Source organism: Rudanella lutea DSM 19387, from assembly GCF_000383955.1.
Taxonomy (GTDB): Bacteria; Bacteroidota; Bacteroidia; order Cytophagales; family Spirosomataceae; genus Rudanella; species Rudanella lutea.
In genome coordinates this window covers 74976-94099 of the sequence record NZ_KB913014.1, presented here as the reverse complement: position 1 = coordinate 94099, position 19124 = coordinate 74976, and the positions used below count along the sequence as shown (strand labels likewise).

The following is a 19124-nucleotide window of genomic DNA, read 5'->3' as shown; positions in this document are numbered from 1 at the left end:
GAGTTGTTGAACTGATTGGCATAACCCCAACCCGTCAATTAACATCTACTTTAACATCCTTAAACATAAATGGGTTTTCGCTCGTGCGCAGGGGTTTGCCGCTTGCGGTAGTTACGTTCCGTAGAATCACCTCTTTGGTTTTCACGTACGGAAACTTCTCCTGATAGGTTTCGTCTTTCAGCTTGGGGTTGAAATTGGCAAAAATCGCTGGTCCGGCGTAATTGTCGGGATGGTTACCGTCCTCAATCCGCAGGTTTTCGATCCGAATCCGCTCGGGCATGTAGCAGGTGTAGCCAAAATCGTGGTCGCCCGCATACGAACCACCAATAAGCGACGCACTCACCGACCGGCCGCCCGAGGGCACAAACACACAGTTGCGAATCACAAACTCCCCTTGCCAAGTGCTGCCGTAATCGGAGCGCAGATTCACGAGGGTACCCCCGCGAATGGTGCTGTTCTCGACGGTCAGAGTGCCGCTGCCGATCGCGTTGATGCCCATGTGGCCCAGCGTTGAGTTGCGGATGGTGGCATTGGCTACGCCCATGTGCGCATCGAACCGCGAAAACACACAGCGGTCGTAGACCATATTCTTGCAGAAGTTGGAGCCCATGATGCCCCAGTATGCGCGGTCGTTGATGTCGTTGGTTTGGCTGCAATTGATAAACGACACGTTGAGGGCGCGATTGGCTGAGATGTCGTACGTACCCATCGACACGGGCTTACCGGCAGCGCCGATGGTATTATACACCTTGTGACCGGTCAGCACGGTGTTCCGAACGGTTACGTAGGCGCAATCGCCGATGTTCAGAAACCCGCCATACGGAGCTCCGTGCTCGCCCTCACCCGTAATGCGGTGCTGAAGCCCGTCGACCACCACGTTTGAGCGTTTGATGGTCAGGTTCCGGTTGTAGTAGGTGTATTTCGACTCGGCCTGGTTGGCAATCGTCGTGAAGCGCCCGCCAGTGATCGTGAGCAGCTTTTCGTCGATGGGCAGGGCGCTGATGTCGGTGATCTGGTCGAAATCCCAGATGATGGGCGCGTTCATATCCACCCGACCCGCTTTATCGACCATAAAAATGTCGGTTTGCGACGCGCCATTGTTCTGATTCAGCCCAAAGCGGATGTAGCGCTTCACGTGCGAGTCGGTCACGGTGATGAGGCAGGGGCCGGGTAGGGCGGCCTCAATGATGGCCTGATTCCGCTTGAGCGATGTGATACCCGTCAGCTTAAACGGCTGCAGCATGGAGCTAACCAGAAACACGGCGGCATTCCGGTTTTGCACCTCGGTATCGTCGATGATGAAGTTGGCCGTTCCGAAATCAGTATCGGTCCGGATCACGGCCGTCCGGTCTTTGGGGCCGATGTAGTACGTAGCCCCGGCATCGGCTTTGACCGGCAGGCCCTGCGCGTTAGCGTAGGCGTGGGCGCCGGCAATGGCGTCGATATCGTCCGTTTTACCATCGCCCCGCGCGCCAAAGTCGGCATACCGAACCCAGCCCCGTTTCTGTATCGCCCGGGCGTCTTTGGGAGCAACGTTTATCTGAAGCACACCGTTTTCGCCGACCTGCACGCGGGTTGGCCCATCGGAGGAGGTGATGGCGACTTTATCGGGCGGGGTCTGCGACTGCCCCAATACGGCGACCGACGAGGTTATCAGCGTGAAACAGGTAAGCAGGCAAGTAAACACGAAGTTGCGATTGGATAGAAACATGGACGAACTGATTGGCGGAGGTTGAAACGACAGGTACATGGTGGTGTATTACCCTGAACAAAGAAGCCACTCCCCCAATTCTATTGATCATCTCCTCCTTGCCCTATATAAGTTATTGATATACACAAATACTAACCCCATAGTATATTTTGGTCGCCAATTCACAAATAAATGGACATGTCACTTGCATTACACTAATAAAACTAGTTCATTTGGGTAGCCTTACTACTTAACCATCCACTCATGCACCTCTCATTCTTCGCTTCAACTGGGTCAATCTTCACCCGTTGAGACTGCTGGCAGCCACTTATCTATCCTGTCCGCCTGCCCAGGATTTTGCCCCACTTTTGGCTCCCCTGTACGTTTCTCGTTTTTTAACCTACCCTCTTCACGCCTTCCATGAAGACATTTCTACGATTTGTTTGCGTCCTTCTTCTCACTGGCCCCGTACTGGCCCAACACACCCGACTAACCCATCACAAGAGCCCCCTCACCCCCACCGATGGGGACGAGCTGAGCATCCAAGCGGGTGGATGAAGAACTGCCCATTGCCCTGCGCGTAGGGTAGGTACTGCGAGTGCAAACATCCACCCGTAGCCAGCGTATCGGTGTCGTAAAGCTGCCCTAATGGGGAAGGCATCGGAGCCAGCAAAAATCCATAATTCATTCCTTTTTGAAACCAACTCGTTTCGGGTGGTATCGAGTGCCGATGTGCCCATACCGCCAGAATGCAGTCTTATTTTTTACCCCCATGAAAATAGTCCACTCTATCCGAACAAATCTCAACCTCGTTTGAGCCCGTGTTGAGTCGTCTTGCAACTTTTTTCCATCAACTCCTTCCATCCTATGCGTTTATCCTCTACCTCTCTTTTCTGGCCTCTGACCACTCCTCCTTGCGGAATCTCCTCTTACAAACTGGCCTTTTCGGGTTTGTTGCTGCTACTCGCCCTCACGGTGCAGGGGCAGACGCCCTTCGTCACCCGCTGGAACCTGGCCACGGCAGGCTCAGGGGCAAACCAGTTGAGTTTTGGAGTAGTCACCTCCGGCACGGTGAGCTACACCTGGCAGGAAGTCTCTCCAGGAGCGTCGTCTGGCTCAGGCACCTTTACGGGGGCAACGGCCACGATTAGCGGCCTGCCTGCCGGGGCCACCATCGACCTGAGTATTGCGCCGACCAATTTCCAGAGCATCCGCATCAACGCTGGTACCGACCGAAGCCGGTTGATCGATGTGAGACAATGGGGCACGGTAGGCTGGACGTCGATGAACGGTGCTTTTTTAGGCTGTAATCAGTTAGCTGTTTCGGCAAGTGATGTGCCCAATTTGGCCGGTGTTACTACTATGAGTGGTATGTTCCTAAATTGTACTTCACTTAATGGTCCGGCCAACATCGGTTCGTGGAATACGGCCAACGTGACGAATATGAATCAGATGTTTTCGGGAGCCAGTGCGTTCAATCAAAACATCGGTTCGTGGAATACCGCCAATGTGACGAATATGTCTGGGATGTTTCGGTTTGCCCGTGCGTTCAATCAAGACATCGGTTCGTGGAATACGGACAAGGTTACGGATATGTTCCAGATGTTTTCTGGAGCCAGTGCGTTTAATCAGTCATTAGGGGCTTGGGGACCCCGCCTGAATTCCGCCGTCAATTTAGCCAATATGCTGGATAACTGCGGCATGAGCGTGGCCAACTACGATGCCACCCTGACGGGCTTCAACTCCGGTACGGTAACGGGCCGGAATTTGGGGGCCGCCGGTCAGCAGTACTGTGCGTCGGCGGCAGACCGGGCCAATCTGACGGGGGTCAAAAGCTGGACCATTTCCGGGGATGCGAGTCTTGTCCCCAGCCTGACCATCACCGCCAGCCCCTCGCTCACCCTCACCGCCGGGCAGACTCTCTCGCTCACAGCATCGGGTGGTACGTCGTACACCTGGACGGGCGGAAGTACAAGCAACCCCATCACGGCCTCACCCTTCACCACCACCACCTACTCAGTCACAGGTACGAACGCATCGGGTTGTACCAGCGAAACGAGCGTAACCGTCACGGTCACGGGCAGCCCCTTCATCACCCGCTGGAACCTGGCCACGGGGGGCTCAGGGCCAACCTCATTAACGTTTGGGGTAGCCACCTCCGGCATGGTCAACTACACCTGGCAGGAAGTCTCGCCAGGATCGGCGTCGGGTTCGGGTACGTTTACGGGCTCAACGGCCACCATTGTCGGCCTGCCCGCCGGGGCCACCATTGACCTGAGCATTGCCCCGGCTAATTTCCAACGCATCAGAATCAGCAATGGCACCGACCGAAGCCGGTTGATCGATGTAAGACAGTGGGGTACGGTAGGCTGGACGTCGATGAACGCTGCGTTTTACGGGTGTGATCAGCTGGCCGTTTCGGCCAGCGATGTGCCGAATTTGGCCGGTGTTAGTGATATGAGTTATATGTTCCGGGGTTGTAGTTCACTCAATGGCCCGGCCAATATCGGTTCGTGGAATACAGTCAATGTTACTATTATGTTCCAGATGTTTACGAATGCCAGTGCTTTCAATCAAAACATCGGCTCGTGGAATACGGTCAAGGTGACGGATATGAGTTTCATGTTTTCTGGAGCCAGTGCTTTCAATCAAAACATCGGCTCGTGGAATACCGCCAACGTTACTACTATAAATTCGATGTTTAATGGGGCCAGTGCTTTCAATCAAGACATCGGTTTGTGGAATACGGCCAACGTTACTACTATGAATGGGATGTTTTATAGAGCCAGTGCTTTCAATCAAAACATCGGCTCGTGGAATACGGTCAAGGTGACGGATATGAGTTTCATGTTTTATGGGGCCAGTGCTTTCAATCAAAACATCGGCTCGTGGAATACGGACAATCTTACGAATATGTATGCGATGTTTTACCAGGCAACGGCATTTAATCAAAACATCGGCTCGTGGAATACGGCTAATGTTACTGACATGAGTTTAATGTTTGTTGAAGCCAGAGCTTTCAATCAACCCATCGGTTCGTGGAATACGGCCAACGTGACGAATATGTATGCGATGTTTAATGGGGCCAGTGCTTTCAATCAACCCATCGGTTCGTGGAATATGGCTAAGGTTACGGATATGAGTCTGATGTTTTTGAGAGCCAGTGCTTTCAATCAATCGTTAGGAGCCTGGGGAACCCGTCTGAATCCCGCCGTCAATTTGGCCAATATGCTGGATAACTGCGGCATGAGCGTGGCCAATTACGATGCCACCCTAACGGGCTTCAACTCCGGTACGGTCACGGGCCGGAATCTGGGGGCCACTGGTCGGCAGTACTGTACATCAGCGGCAGACAGGGCCAATCTGACGGGGCCCAAAGGCTGGACCATCTCCGGGGATGCAAGTCTTGTCCCCAGCCTGAATATCACCGCCAGCCCTTCGCTCACCATCACCGCCGGGCAGACCCTCACCCTCACCGCATCGGGGGCAACCAGCTACACGTGGACGGGCGGCAGCACGGCTAACCCCTTCACGGCCACGCCCGCCAGCACGTCCACCTACTCCGTTACGGGTATGAATGCGTCGGGTTGCCGGAGCGAGACAAGCGTAACCGTCACGGTCAACGCCCCACCCGCGCCCACGTTGGCGGGCTTGGCACCCACGGCGGCCACCGTCTGCGTGGGCAGCACGGCTACCTTCACCGCCACGGTAGGCAACGTGAGTGGCACCTACAACTTTACCCTCACCAACGGCAGCAGCCCCATCAGTGGCACAACTTCAGGGACGAGCTTCAGCCGGACGTTCACGGCAGCAGGGTCGGGTGAACAAAATTTCACACTCATCATTGAGACCAATGGAACGACCGTTTCGGCCACGACTACCCTCAACGTGGAAGCTCCACCCACTATTTCCCTATCGGCAGGGCCTTCGGGCACGCTTACCTGCGCCCAGACCAGCCTGACCCTGACGGCTTCACCGGCTGGACAAGGCACCTACCGATTCAGCGGGCCGGGACTAGACCAAACTGGGACAAACAACACCGCCACCCTTACGGCTGGGGGGGGGTATACCGTCACCCTCACGAGTGCGAATGGTTGCACGGCTGCGGCAACTACAACGGTCGAAAGTGCCACCAATGCGGTCAATGCTACCCTGGTTGCTTCGGGCACCATCACCTGTACCACTCCCTCGGTGACCCTCACAGCCGCACCTGCCGGAGCGAGCTACCAATTCAGTGGGCCAGGCCTCAATCAAACCGGAGTGGCCAACACCGCAACTGTCTCAACGGCCGGTACGTACTCGGTGGTCGTCACCGGGGTAGGCGGCTGCTCGGCTCTGGCCACCGTCATCGTGACAGAAAACACGACCCCGCCTACGGCCAATATTGCCGCTTCAACTACCCTGATTACCTGTGCAAACCCTACGGCTACCTTAAACGCTTCAGGTGGAGGCACGTACCGCTGGAACAGTGGAGCCACGACAGCCCTAATCAGCGTGTCGGCTGCCGGTACCTACTCGGTCACGGTTACCACCACCAACGGTTGCACAGCCACCATGTCGGTCAGCGTGAGCGAAGACAAAGCCCCACCCACCGTCTCGCTTTCAGTATCCGGCTCGGTCACCTGCGCCAACCCCACCGTCACGCTCACGGCCTCACCCGCCGGACAGGGCACTTACCGCTTTGCCGGGCCGGGACTGAATCAGGCTGGAACAGCAAACACGGCCACCATCTCCGCCGGGGGTCTGTACTCGGTCACCGTCACCGGAACCAACGGCTGTACGGCAACTGCCACCACCACCGTCGAGAGCGCCACCAATGCCGTCAATGCCACCCTCGTGGCATCGGGCACCATCACCTGCAATAACCCCACCGTGACGCTTACGGCTTCACCAGCCGGGGCAGCTTATGCCTTCAGCGGACCGGGCTTGAGTCAGACCGGGGCGGCTAACACGGCTACTGTGTCGGCTGCGGGCACTTACTCGGTGGTGGTCACGGCGGCTGGTGGCTGTTCGGCTCTGGCTACGGTCACTGTCTCTGGAAACACCACGCCCCCCACAGCGGGTATCAGCCCTACTTCGGCTACACTTACCTGCACCAACCCAAGCGCGACGCTCACGGCAAGCGGTGGAGGTACCTACCGCTGGGAGGATGGCAGCACCAATGCTTCGCGTACGGTGAACACGGCGGGCCCCTTCTCGGTAACCGTCACGGCCGCCAACGGCTGTACGGCTTCGGCGTCCGTCTCTATCAGCGAAGACAAAGCCCCACCTACCGTCTCGCTTTCAGCTTCGGGCACGGTCACCTGCGCCAATCCGACCGTTACCCTGACGGCTTCGCCTGCCGGTCAAGGCACTTACCGGTTCGCTGGGAACGGGCTCAACCAGAACGGGTTGAATAACACGGCCACCGTTTCGGCCGGGGGGCTCTACTCGGTGACCCTCACGAGTGCCAACGGCTGCACGGCTTCGGCTACCACCAGCGTCGAGAGCGCCACCAATGCGGTCAATGCCACCCTCGTGGCTTCGGGCACCCTCACCTGTAGCAATCCGACCGTCACACTCACTGCAGCACCCGCAGGGGCTAGCTATGCCTTCAGCGGACCAGGGCTTAGCCAAACTGGCCAAACCAATACCGCCACCGTTTCCTTGCCCGGAACCTACTCGGTGATTATCACCGGGGCAGGCGGATGCTCTGCTCTGGCTACTGTCACTGTCACCGGCAGCACGACCGCGCCATCCGTGACCATTAACGCGGCTCCCGCACCCGCCGTTGCTCAGGGACAGAGCGTCACCCTAACCGCTACCGGGGGGGCCAACTACCAGTGGAACACCGGGGCCACCACCCCTGCCATCCAGCCCCCTACGTCGGCTACCGGCTCAACCGTTTATTCGGTTACCAGTACGGCATCCAACGGCTGCTCAGCTACCGCCCAGTTTACCCTTACCGTCCTCAATCCGCCCGTCTTCTGCGGGGCTGACCCCAGCTCCCTCGGCACGCCACTCACCCTGCTCGAGCCCGCCTACAACTGCAGTACCGGGCAGATTCAGTTCCGCGTCAGCGGGGGTAACGGCACGCCCATCACCTACGCGGCCATCGGCATTACCGCCCCCACCACCTCCTGCTCGGCTATGGTCGACACCCAGCTCGCCCAGGACATCCGTAACCAGAGCCCCAACGTAGAGCCCTTCACCATCCTGGCTACCCAGAATGGCATCACCGTCTCCCTACGCTGGGACGCCCGCGCCACCTGTGCCGGGGGGGGAGGCAACACCTCGCCCACCCTCGCGAATGCCGTCGGCCCACAATCGGCCACCCTCGGTGTGGGCTACAGCCTCAATGTGGGCTCGGTCTTCACCGACGCCCAGACGCCGGCGAGTCTGGTGCTTTCGGCCACTGGCCTGCCCGCCGGGCTGGCCCTCACCGGCAACACCCTCACCGGGACGCCCTCCCTGTCGGGCGTGAGTACCATCACCCTCACCGCCACCGACCCCGGCGGACTCACCAACAGCACCAGCTTCCTGCTCACCGTCAGCCCCCTGACGAGTCAAACCACCACCCCGCCACCCACGGGCAGCGCCCTGGCCGCTACCCTGGTGAGCTACAACTGCCCCGCCGGGGCCATCACCTTCGGCTTTACCGGGGGCAACGGGAGCCCCGTCGAGTACCTGGCCATCGGGGTGACGGGCTGGACCACCAACCCCAGTCATGTGGTCGAAGCGGGCCTGCGGCTGGATCCCAAGCCTATCACCATCCGGGTGCGTCAGAACGGGGTGGAGGGCACGCCGTTCGTGTTTGACTTTGGCGCTTTCTGCGCAGGCAACCCCCAACCGCCCACCAACACGGCCCCATCGGTCGCTAACGCGGTCGGGCCCCAGTCGGCCACGGTGGGCGTGGGCTATAGCCTGAATGTGGGCAGCGTGTTCACCGACGCCCAAACACCGACGGGTCTGGTGCTTTCAGCCTCGGGTTTGCCCGTTGGGCTTGCCCTGAACGGAGGCACCCTTTCGGGTACACCGTCGATGACGGGTGTGAGCACGGTCATCCTGACGGTCACCGATGCGGGCGGGCTAAGCAACAGCACGAGCTTTGTCTTGACGGTGAGTCCAGCGGGCAGCACCACGGCAACGCCACCCGTAAGTGGACCGCTGGCGGCTACCGTGGTGAGCTATAACTGCTCTACAGGAGCCATCACTTTTGGCCGCACGGGCGGCAACGGCTCGGCGGTGGAGTACTTCGCCATCGGCATCACGGGCTGGACCACGAGCGTGAACGGCATCATCGAGGCTGGTCTGCGGGCTGACCCCAAGCCGGTGACCATCCGGGTGCGTCAGAACGGGGTGGAGGGCACACCGTTTATGTTCGACTTTGGCGCTTTCTGTAGCCGACCGGCGCGGGTGGCCAGTGAATCCCTCTCTGAACTGGATGTGGTTCTGTTGGGCAACCCCTCTCCCGAAAGCTGGGTGGAGGTGCTGGTTGCCAACCCCGCCGGGGAGGCCCTGCACCTGCGGGTGATTTCGGCTCAGGGCCGGGCGGTGAGCCGTGTGTCGGTAGCGCCTACTACGCAGCCCATCCGGCAGCGGGTGCAGCTGGGCGACAATGCGGGCACCTACCTCTTGCAGGTAGCAACGCCCACCCGAACCAAAACGGTAAAGGTGGTGCGCCAGTAATTCAGTGGGGAGTCCCCTCCGTTTTAGGGTGCTCTCCATTTTATCGATCATTCGAAAATAAAGAAAGCCTGACCAAAGAGCCAAGTTGTAGTGTTTTATAACACAATTTGGCTCTTTAGTCAGGCTTTCTGGTATAAACTGAGCCAATTTTAAAGCCTCAAGTCAAAGCTGACAAAACCTTTTGTTGAAAGAAATGTATTCAACAAAAGGGGTAGGGGAGGTGCCATTTTTTTATTGACTAATCTATAGTCAGAGGCAAGCCAAACCGAGTGGCTATACTCTTTACTTCGTAAATCTAAATGATAGGTTCAGTATTACTGGTGTTGATCGAAATAGTAACCTGGTAAGTGAAGATAATTCCGCAAATGAGCCGCTAAAAGGGTTGAGCCGAAGGGAGCATATTGGGTCGTTTGGGACAAGAGGGGTACCACTGTGGTTTCTTGTCCGCCCCCATATCGCGAAAGAAGAAAGTTAAGCTTGAAACTTAGAGTGCGGATATGGCTCCGTTTACGTAATAAAGCCAAGACGTCTTTTTCTATATGTTTTTTCTGGGTATATGTTTGATTAACTAGGAGTAGTGCGTTGTTTTTAGAAGTGGATAAAAACTTCATGACAGAACTCTCCGGTTAAATCGCTTGCATCAAAATACATTACGTCCGGAAGATTAGTAAGTCCATCTGGGCAAAACTTGATTTGCTCTTCACTGGGATTAACATGAGCCGCAGTTCTGGCTTGAATCAACTGACGCGTGCCATACTCAGTGTATCTGACATTTGCTGCTAATACATACACTAGTCGCTTCGGTAAAATTCTCAAAGATTTTGATTTTGTGTGCCTGCAAAAGAGTAACTCAACGTTTTTTTCAGCGTAGCAGTGTCAGTGCTCACACTAACTTATTACAGCTCGCCCTTCTGTAGAAGTATAAGCCGATGTCGTAACAGCGGCAGTGCTTCCTGCAACTAGAAATCAACACTGATTACCCCGCTGTTCATTCAACCAAATTTGTAGCGGGGCACCTGCACTTCTGCACTCGGTCGGAGTACCAGCCCTGTCAGGTTGTTGATCAGCATTTGTAGCAGTTCTTTCAATTCACTGGTCGACGCGGCAGAATCAGCGTTTCGCCTACCTGTTTGAGTTCAGCCCATAAGTGCGGATCACCACGAAGCCCCCATCGTTCAGGCTCCTTTCGGAAGAGAACGGCCAGCCGTTGATTACTCGTCAGCGCATCGTATAGTATTTTGCGATATTGCTGAAGCTGCTCAGAACGTAAACCGCTACCTCTGTTACCTGTTACATTCAGCACCTTTATTTGATGCTCGATCAGCCAGTCGCGCAGCTCATCAGGCGTTGGGTTTACAATATGCGGTTTACCTGCCTTCTGACAGGCATCGACGGTCAGCTTCGTTCCTCCTGACAGCTTACCAAAAACGACGGTTCAGTCTGACTGCTGAACGTTACTTTTTGTTCGGGGTGGGTAGCTTGCAGATTCGTATTCGGTCAGGCCGTACCAGTCTCGTAAACCAATATTCGGGCCTTCTTCCGTCAAATAGCCTTTAGGAGCAATTCCGCCCGTTGGAATGCCGAGCGACTTGCTATTTCCAGACCGAGCTGATCTATACCGGTTTGACTGCCTGAAATGACGCGTTGAAGAATGAGAATCCTCAGAAGCTGTGTGAGTTAATTCCAAACCCTTTTAATGGTACACCTGATATGGGCGATCCAGATGAAAGTTTGAGCCGGTAAAGTGGTGCGTTCATAGGCCTTAGCTAACCGTCGGTTATTACTTAACCAAGAAATAGTTCGCTCCACTATTCATCGCCAATGATGAATAACCAGCTTGCAATAAGATAGTTGATCGTTGATAACGGACTTAGCAATGATCACACGCATAGCATACATCGTTCCAAATTGCTCGCGAAAATGAACGCAAAACCTACTGTCGGCCTACAGCAAGACCAAATCGTCCAGCAAGGGGATGAGATGCTCGGCTTGCTCCCAGAGTAATACCCCTGCCTTGCTATTGGTTACGTTAGCAGGGCGCACGTCTGTCCACAACAAGTGCCCCATCGTATCGACCATCAAAAACCGTTTGCGTCCTTTGATCAACTTGCCTCCATCAAATCCTACTTGTCGAGTAGTCCTAGAGTGTGTGGACAATCAGAGCAACAAAATCATACTTGAAGCCAGATGAACCATCGCCAAGAAGCTGCTGGCTGTTTTTTCGTAGCGAGTTGCTACCCGGCGATACTGTTTCAAGCGGTTAAAATAGCGTTCAATCTTGTTGCGATCAGCGTACAAATTCTCATCGATTACCCGCTGCTCCACCCGATTCACTTTGGAGGGAATGATCGCGTCACAACCGTTGTGGGCCAACCCTTCCAGCAACCAATCGGCATCATAAGCCTTATCGGCAATCACAGCAAAAGCCTCACAGTCAGCCAGTAAGGTGGCTGCGCAAGGCGCATCACCCGCATGGCCAGGACTTAACTCAATGCGGATAGGATTGCCTAAGGCATCCACCAGAGCATGAATTTTTGTGGTCAAGCCGCCCCGTGAGCGGCCTAATGCTTGTTGCTGGAGACTACTTTTTTTTGCCCAGCAGCCTGTTGATGAGCTCGCACCGTTGTCGAGTCAATCATTACCCAATCCAGGTCGGGCTCTTGCAGGGCATCAAAGACCTGTTTCCACACCCCAGCCTGAGCCCAGCGCCGAAATCGTCGGTAGTTGCTGTTCCAATTGCCGAAGCGTTCAGGCAAGTCGCGCCAAGGCGCACCCGAGCGGGCAATCCAGAGCACGGCGTTGATAAACAAGCGGTTATCGAGTGCTTTTCGGCCTGCTGAGCCTGCCTGTCCTGGTAGAAGAGGGGTGATTTTAGTCCATTCCTGCTCGGTGATCTCATAGCGTCTCATGCCACAAAGATCGTAGGATTGGGTAAGTTTATCCTAATTGTCCACACACTCTAGTACTATTCTTGACGCTTTGCGAATTAATTATAGCACCCCTAGGCAAGGGCTATTTGTCAACCTCAAGTCGATGGCTTAGTATCAACTCGTTGGCAATTATCACCCAGGTGTCACCTTTGCTCCACTTCCTAAAATACCAATAAACGGTCCGCCAGGGCGGAAAGCCTTCGGGTAAGTCGCGCCAGATAATCCCGTTTTTGGTCAAGTAAAAGATGGCTTCAACAATCCGTTTAAGCGGGCAAATACTTTTCGTTGGACGTTTTCAATACCTTGTCATTGAGTAGCTGTCAAGTCGGATGAATAAGGTTGCTGTACACAACTTAACCCCGATTGGCGGCTTTCTCGATTCCAATACAGACTAACTCAAACAGCTTTTTAAGTCGATTGTCAATACTTGCATGAATTGCCTTGTCCTTCCGCTATAATCAGGTTAGGCTTATCAAACAGTCGGAAACTACCATCCATATATTGAACCTTGATTTGAGTTATTCGTACACAATCAATAGTTTCATTGTACCATACATTCTCAAACTCCCAAGATGCTTCCTGCCATTCTTCTAATGGGCCCACCCCCTTGAGCGTGGCTGGCTGTGTACCTCGTAGACGGTCGCCGGTACGATCTCCTACCGCGTTGTATGCTACGACTGTAAACCAAATGTACTTGAGTTTCTTCTTTACCGGATTTAGAATTTTGAAGCTAACATTTACATTCCCTACTATGTCACCGGGCTCAGTAAAACCCCATTCAGACACCAATAACCCTTGTCTCTGGTATTTTTCAAGCTTCTTCAAAATGGCTCTTGCCGCTTTGACCCTTTCCTCGGCTATGAAATTTGCGGTGATTGCGGCTATATTTTTACGGATAGCTTCACCACTATCTCCTCGTTTCTTAAGATAGTCAAGACGATCTTCGAGTATGAAAACATCTGAAAGTGGCACATAGCCTGCTGTTGTGTCATCAAGCACATACAGGTACTCAAGCACATCTTTTTTGTAAGATATTACTGCGAGCTTACGCCCTTCATCCAGCAATTTAAGCTCATCAGAGGCAAGACTTGTCTTTGTATATAATGTTGCTGTCTGCAACGTCGTAGCAAGAAAAAAAGTTGAATCGGAGGGAGGAAGAGCTGTTTTCTCCTGAGCCCAAACAACTGTGTTTAGCAATGAGAAGAATAGTAATAAACTGAACTTCATAATTTATTGATTAATAACAAATCTTACAAGGCATGTACCCCGCGTTTCTGGCCTGAGGAATTGACATCTTATTGACTCCATGCGTACAACGAGCCAAACCCCTGCACATTCCGCTATGGTACGCGTAGGCGCTTCGACTTTCGCAGATGGAGACGTATGCAATTTGGGGAGCTATCTGCCTGCCTCTGTAGCGATGGCGGCCAGTGACAGTTTGGGCATCGGCAATGCCTGTCGCTATTAGCAACAGAACGAGCCACAAAAACCGTTTTCGGTTCGGATAAGGGTGCTTCATGGAAAGGTGTGGAGACTTACTGTTCACAAATCTCAACATTAATTTGAAAAATGACAACCCATCGAGAAATCGGAAATCGGTCGAAAAGGTGGACGCGACGCTGCTATCGGATAAAGCATCTTAAACCCAAAGTGATCAATGCCAAATTTTACATTCGCCTTGATTCAGAGTCGGATACTATTGTAGTTATAGGCACGGCCGCTCAGGGGTAAAATTGCGGGTGCTGGCTAGATCCGACCTGGAAGCATAAGCGGGAATGGATGTCGAACCGGTATACGACGCGTTGGGTGAGATATTACGGCTGACTTATTTTTTGATATTAATTACTACAAAAAAATTCAAACCATATAAAATTAGGTTTGGAGCATTTAGAATTATAAATTTACATAAATATAGAATCAATAGGCTATGGCTAGGAACAACGCAGGTGCAAGCATATTGCAAGATTCTGACAAACATTTAAAAACAAAACCTGTACGGAATATTGCCGTCGTACAACAGCCAGTCGCCATCTCTAAAGCGGAGCAGCAGCTAAACGTTTGGATTCCCAAAGACTTAATGAAACGTCTGAAGGTAAGAGGTATTGAGTCAGATAAGAGCCTTAAAGAAATGGTTACTGAGGCACTTGAACAGTTTCTATAAGATGGAGCCGATTATAAAAACTTACAGCGTCAGAGTAGTACGAGAACCCGGCGAGAACCCATTAACTGGCGAGGCTATGGAGTATGACGAGCAGTCGTTTGAAGTTGACGCTACCAGCGTTAAAGCGGCTTACTCTTTATCCCACTTGGTTTGTACTCTGCGATTTTCGGGCCAGCTACGACGCACGTTTATAAACGGACAGGAATACTTTGATGAACGCTATTAACCGCAACGGTACAAACACTAACTCAACTAACAGCAGAATGGCAGCGCGTTACACCCCAAAATTTCGGTTCGTTCTTGCTGATAAGCAAACGGGCAGGTTCCCCAAGATCGATACCGGATTGATTAGCGAGAAGCAGCTAACAGATTCATTAGAGTACACATACATTTTTGACGACCGCGACAACCCGGAGTTAAAAAAAGGGTATTACAACGCTGTTTATAAGGGAATCGCGGAGTTTGACACCCTTGTATTCTGAGTGTACGCAACTGACTGAGCGGAGCGATACGAGAGCATGGCAGATGTACAGACACCGGAACAGCGCAGCTTTAACATGAGCCGCGTAAAGAGTAAGGACACCAAGCCAGAGTTAATGGTAAGGAAGTTCCTACACGCGCACGGATTCCGTTATAGGTTGCACGACAAAAAATTACCCGGTAAACCTGATATAGTGCTGCCCAAGTATAAAACGGTCATTTTTGTACATGGCTGTTTTTATCATGGGCATGAAGGATGCAGGTATTTTGTAGTTCCCAAGACCCGTACAGAGTGGTGGCTTGATAAGATTAACTCAAACAAATCACGAGACAAACACAACTCTCAGTCAATCAGAGACTTGGGCTGGAATATAATATCCATCTATGAGTGCAGGCTTAAAGCAAAGACGAAAGATCAGACCCTTTTAGATTTATTAGAATTCCTTAACTCTTTGATAAACGTATAATAGTTACCTATTTTTAAGCTACAATCTGTCAGGCTTAATACATACAGACTTTTTTTAGCAACATCAAGCACGCAACCAAAAAAGGAGGAGTAAACTCATATGCCTCAAACTGGCAAACAATACTAGTTTATAGCAACTTAAGCACTCTGCTTTTACCCATTGACCTTTTAATTCCGGGTAGTATGCTACCTCTCTCCCCCAATACATTTACCTTTTACTATATTCGGTAAAAATTCGCTGGAACTAATTACATTACATGAATTACATCGATTTATTTGCTGGTGCCGGAGGCTTGTCAGAAGGGTTTATAAAAGCTGGTTTTAATCCTGTCGCACACGTAGAAATGGATAAAGCAGCATGCGATACGCTTCGTACACGAATGGCATTTCATTACCTCAAGAGAAAAGGAAAAATTGAACTGTATAATCAGTACCTGCAGCAGCAAATTTCAAGAAATCAGTTTTATAAAAATATTCCGGTACATCTACTGGAGTCTGTGATTCATGCTGAAATAGACGACAAAACTATAGAATCTGTTTTCAGCAAAATAGATCACCTTCGCAAGGGCTCTGAGATTAATCTGATAGTGGGGGGGCCTCCATGTCAGGCTTACTCTACTGTTGGCAGATCTAAAATCAACAGCCTGGAGAATCGACATGTGAGTGATGATGTTCGGTACAGTCTCTATAAACAGTATGGCAGATTTCTACAGCGGTATCAGCCAGCTTGTTTTGTATTTGAAAATGTGCTGGGTCTTTTATCTGCCGAAAATGGTACACTCATTACCAAGATAAGCAAGTTTTTCGAAAGCGAATGTGGCTATAAGACACAATGGCAGGTTCTGGAAGCGAATAAATACGGTGTCCTTCAGGTACGCAAACGGGTAATTTTGATTGGTCGCAGAGGTAATGACTCATTTGACTATCCGGAGCCAGATACTATTACACGGCAAAGAGACTGGACCGTAGGTGATGCTTTACTGGCTGATCTGGAACCATTGTCACCTGGAGAGGAAAAACATATTTCGAGCTACACAACCGAGAAAGCAAGCAGCTATCTATCAACATTTGGAATACGTTCTGACAGCAATTTTGTGACTCAGCATATAACACGGGCACACAATGAAAGAGATCTGGCTATTTATAAGCTGGCCATTGAGAAGTGGCAGTCTCGTCTGCGATTAAAATACACCGATGTCCCCGAAAAGCTCAGAACACATAAAAATCTCAACGCCTTTTTGGACAGATACAAGGTGGTTGACCCTCAAGGCCTTTGTCACACTGTAGTGGCTCACCTTTCCAAAGACGGACACTATTACATTTACCCAAACAAAGATCAAATACGATCAATCTCTGTTCGAGAAGCAGCCCGTATTCAATCTTTTCCTGATGACTTCTACTTTGAAGGTGGGCGAACGGCTGCTTACAGACAGATAGGAAACGCTGTACCTCCTTTGCTTGCCGAATGCATAGCAAATCGATTAAGAAAAACGTTTTTTCAGGAGCGCTGTGAGTTGCATTCAGCAAACGATACGGTGGTTACCCCAATCTAAGTCAATTCTATTTCAAGAATGTACAACTATTTCGGAAAACCTTCAAAGAATATCTAGTTGCCCGACGTTTGCAGCACAAGCTCATCATTCGCTCAAACGTCCAGTTTAGCCATATCATCAGGGCCCTGTGTTGCGATCTAGTGACTGTAACACAGGGCCCTGATGACAAAATATCCAATATTACCTGAATGATACAACAAGAAGGTAGAACAGCACTTCAGGCTGTATATTCCGACTCCTTAGAGATCCGTCGTAACATGGAATTTCATATAGCAAAGTAGCCAGTATTAGTTTGTCGGGCAGTATTAACTACAAATGCACGATCAAGGAGCATGTTGAACTCCTCACAGCTAGTTTCAGGAACAATTGAGCAGTTATGACAGGCTGCTCCATTAACGCGGTCGGGGCCCTGTCCTGTCTTTCCTCCGACATCTGAGCAAACGGGATCAGATGAACACCATTGTGCATCCTCTACAGCCTCTCTGATAAGCTTAGCCAAGTTTTTTTCCCGTCCCTGTCTGACCAGCCCCCCCATAGACCCTTCAGAATCCCCCGATGAAGTGTAAATTAGAATGCCATTCATACGTCTATTTGGTTCACTGCTGAAATATATTCTTTCCCTAAGAGATGAAGACCCATAACCACAGTTAAAACATAATCTGTTTATAAGCAAGTGGGCAAAGGTATGCATCATTATGAACGTAGGATTCAGGTTACGTTCATGATACTCTGACCATCGCTTACGGCGGGCATCATGATATCGAGCAATAATTTGTTGAGCTTGCGCTTGAACCTTAGGAGCTTGCAACCATTTGTCTATCTTCTCAGCATTGAACTTTAAAAACACCCCCTCACCATATACTACATGAGCGGGTAGCCATGTTACTTCATTAAGGCTTAGGTCTGTAATGATTTGGTGTTTACTACGATTGTCTTCTGGATTTACTCTTGTAAAACCGGTAAAAACACGAGTTTCGCGTAGTCGCTCAATTAGTACAACTTGCTCAAAGTATTCCGAAAGAAAAGCTGAGTCAACATAATCAGTGAAATCTTTAACCTGTGCTTTAAAATCGGCATTTTCAGATGGCCTACCAGCTAATATATAGTTATACTCCTCATTCCTTAAAGTCTCCTCATTGGTTTCCCCATGAGATTGATCGTCTTCTTTAAGAAAAGCAGTCACATCTTTCAGCAATTCTTCAAAAGAAATCTGCCCACTAATTACTTCCGGCTGAGAACCAAGGACAGCTTCCAAAACCACTCCTTGAACATCTTGTGCTCTCCGCTCTTCTAACTGAGTTTTTCCTATTCGTTCAATAATTACCCCAGAAATCGGATTAAGCTGTTCCCCAAAACCTGGTAAATACAATGCGGAGCGAATAACTGAATAGTGAATATTTGATCCCCCTCTAATGAGCACCCGAAGGTTGTTGTTGCAGTTTTGCGGATCCTCTATACCGGTTCGTCCAAGCCATGGTCTGTACCCGCAGCAGGTGTAAAATCGGGTATCATTATCCCCATTTTTATCACCCTGATCATCCCGAATATTTAATCGTGCCAAAGCCTTTTCACCCATAATACCAGCTAAACTCCGTTTAGCCCCGCAACTACAATGTATCCAGATACCACTCAGGTCACCTGATCCTGAACCTGCATAATAGCTTAAACTGTGATTATGGTCATCATTAGGAACAAAACCGTAGTGTACCCACTCTCTAAAAGGAACATCCTGAATATGACCATCAGAGCAAACAGCGACAAAACGAACGGGAAGCATATGCCCCTTGCAGTTTGTAGTGAGGCACTTTGGAGAGTCAGAATGTTCGAGAGGAATTTCACGCATTTTATGGCAATTAGTACAATAATGCCATTGTGGAAAGCGAACCGCCGGTATCGTTAGGTTTGTATTTACTCCTTGGCTTTTGGTATCAATGTATGGATATGGCTTTCTGAAACCAGAAACATTTAGCAAAGCCTTTAAACGGTCTTCCTTAATGGTGAGCCCGGACAATTGCACAGCATCCGTGCCAGCATGGTTTTGTCTGTCACTCAGTATCTTGTCCCATGCGTCAAGACCACATATCATTAAAGATTCATCGCCCGGGAAGTTAACCATTTGCCCTATTCCAAAGGGGCTTAAAAGCTGACCGGAACGTATAGGTCTTTTTTTCTCCAT

11 protein-coding genes and 2 pseudogenes are annotated in these 19124 nt (G+C 51.2%); 5 read left to right on the top strand and 8 right to left on the bottom strand.

Annotation, left to right across the window (positions count from 1 at the left end):
* Positions 1 to 34: 34 nt before the first annotated feature.
* Both RUDLU_RS0126110 and RUDLU_RS29940 read right to left on the bottom strand, forming a co-directional pair.
* Positions 35 to 1711 (bottom strand): hypothetical protein, encoded by a 1677-nt coding sequence (locus RUDLU_RS0126110; protein ID WP_019991398.1) that lies wholly within the window; start codon positions 1709 to 1711, stop codon positions 35 to 37.
* A gap of 490 nt (positions 1712 to 2201) precedes the next feature.
* The gene (locus tag RUDLU_RS29940; protein ID WP_157580832.1) at positions 2202 to 2378 is read right to left on the bottom strand and encodes a hypothetical protein; all 177 of its coding nucleotides are present in this window, start codon (positions 2376 to 2378) and stop codon (positions 2202 to 2204) included.
* Between the two features lie 179 nt (positions 2379 to 2557).
* On the opposite strand from RUDLU_RS29940, the gene RUDLU_RS0126100 reads away from it, so the two are divergent.
* Positions 2558 to 9358 (top strand): BspA family leucine-rich repeat surface protein, encoded by a 6801-nt coding sequence (locus tag RUDLU_RS0126100; RefSeq protein WP_083940688.1) that lies wholly within the window; start codon positions 2558 to 2560, stop codon positions 9356 to 9358.
* A 1084-nt stretch (positions 9359 to 10442) separates the two neighbouring features.
* On the opposite strand, the pseudogene RUDLU_RS30720 reads toward RUDLU_RS0126100, so the two are convergent.
* The 5 genes and pseudogenes from RUDLU_RS30720 to RUDLU_RS0126075 all read right to left on the bottom strand — a co-directional run bounded on the left by RUDLU_RS30720 (position 10443) and on the right by RUDLU_RS0126075 (position 13515).
* Positions 10443 to 11045, bottom strand: a pseudogene (locus RUDLU_RS30720) (YpsA SLOG family protein).
* A gap of 257 nt (positions 11046 to 11302) precedes the next feature.
* The gene (locus RUDLU_RS30210; protein ID WP_211220247.1) at positions 11303 to 11515 is read right to left on the bottom strand and encodes a transposase; all 213 of its coding nucleotides are present in this window, start codon (positions 11513 to 11515) and stop codon (positions 11303 to 11305) included.
* Positions 11516 to 12267 (bottom strand): IS5 family transposase gene (locus RUDLU_RS29475; protein ID WP_152127412.1). Its coding sequence is split into 2 segments (ribosomal slippage): positions 11516 to 11931 and positions 11931 to 12267, totalling 753 coding nucleotides; the frame shifts between segments, so codons are not numbered across the junction.
* 103 nt (positions 12268 to 12370) lie between these two features.
* Positions 12371 to 12565 carry a transposase gene (locus RUDLU_RS30715; RefSeq protein WP_157580858.1) on the bottom strand — a complete coding sequence of 65 codons (195 nt, stop codon included), beginning with the start codon at positions 12563 to 12565 and terminating at the stop codon, positions 12371 to 12373.
* A gap of 143 nt (positions 12566 to 12708) precedes the next feature.
* The gene (locus RUDLU_RS0126075) at positions 12709 to 13515 is read right to left on the bottom strand and encodes a hypothetical protein (RefSeq protein ID WP_019991393.1); all 807 of its coding nucleotides are present in this window, start codon (positions 13513 to 13515) and stop codon (positions 12709 to 12711) included.
* Between the two features lie 522 nt (positions 13516 to 14037).
* Between RUDLU_RS0126075 and RUDLU_RS30710 the strand changes: the two are divergent.
* From RUDLU_RS30710 to RUDLU_RS0126055, 4 genes and pseudogenes are all read left to right on the top strand, one after another.
* A pseudogene (locus RUDLU_RS30710) lies at positions 14038 to 14112 on the top strand (DUF4113 domain-containing protein); the annotation flags it as partial.
* 103 nt (positions 14113 to 14215) lie between these two features.
* The gene (locus tag RUDLU_RS0126070; RefSeq protein WP_019991392.1) at positions 14216 to 14449 is read left to right on the top strand and encodes a hypothetical protein; all 234 of its coding nucleotides are present in this window, start codon (positions 14216 to 14218) and stop codon (positions 14447 to 14449) included.
* A 518-nt stretch (positions 14450 to 14967) separates the two neighbouring features.
* Positions 14968 to 15396, top strand: coding sequence for a very short patch repair endonuclease (locus tag RUDLU_RS0126060; protein WP_019991390.1), 429 nt, complete (start codon positions 14968 to 14970; stop codon positions 15394 to 15396).
* Between the two features lie 256 nt (positions 15397 to 15652).
* Positions 15653 to 16948, top strand: coding sequence for a DNA cytosine methyltransferase (locus RUDLU_RS0126055; RefSeq protein ID WP_019991389.1), 1296 nt, complete (start codon positions 15653 to 15655; stop codon positions 16946 to 16948).
* A 265-nt stretch (positions 16949 to 17213) separates the two neighbouring features.
* Here the strand turns inward: RUDLU_RS0126055 and drmB are convergent, their stop codons facing one another.
* On the bottom strand, positions 17214 to 19124 hold the full coding sequence (gene drmB / locus RUDLU_RS0126050; RefSeq protein ID WP_083940687.1) for a DUF1998 domain-containing protein: 1911 nt from the start codon (positions 19122 to 19124) through the stop codon (positions 17214 to 17216).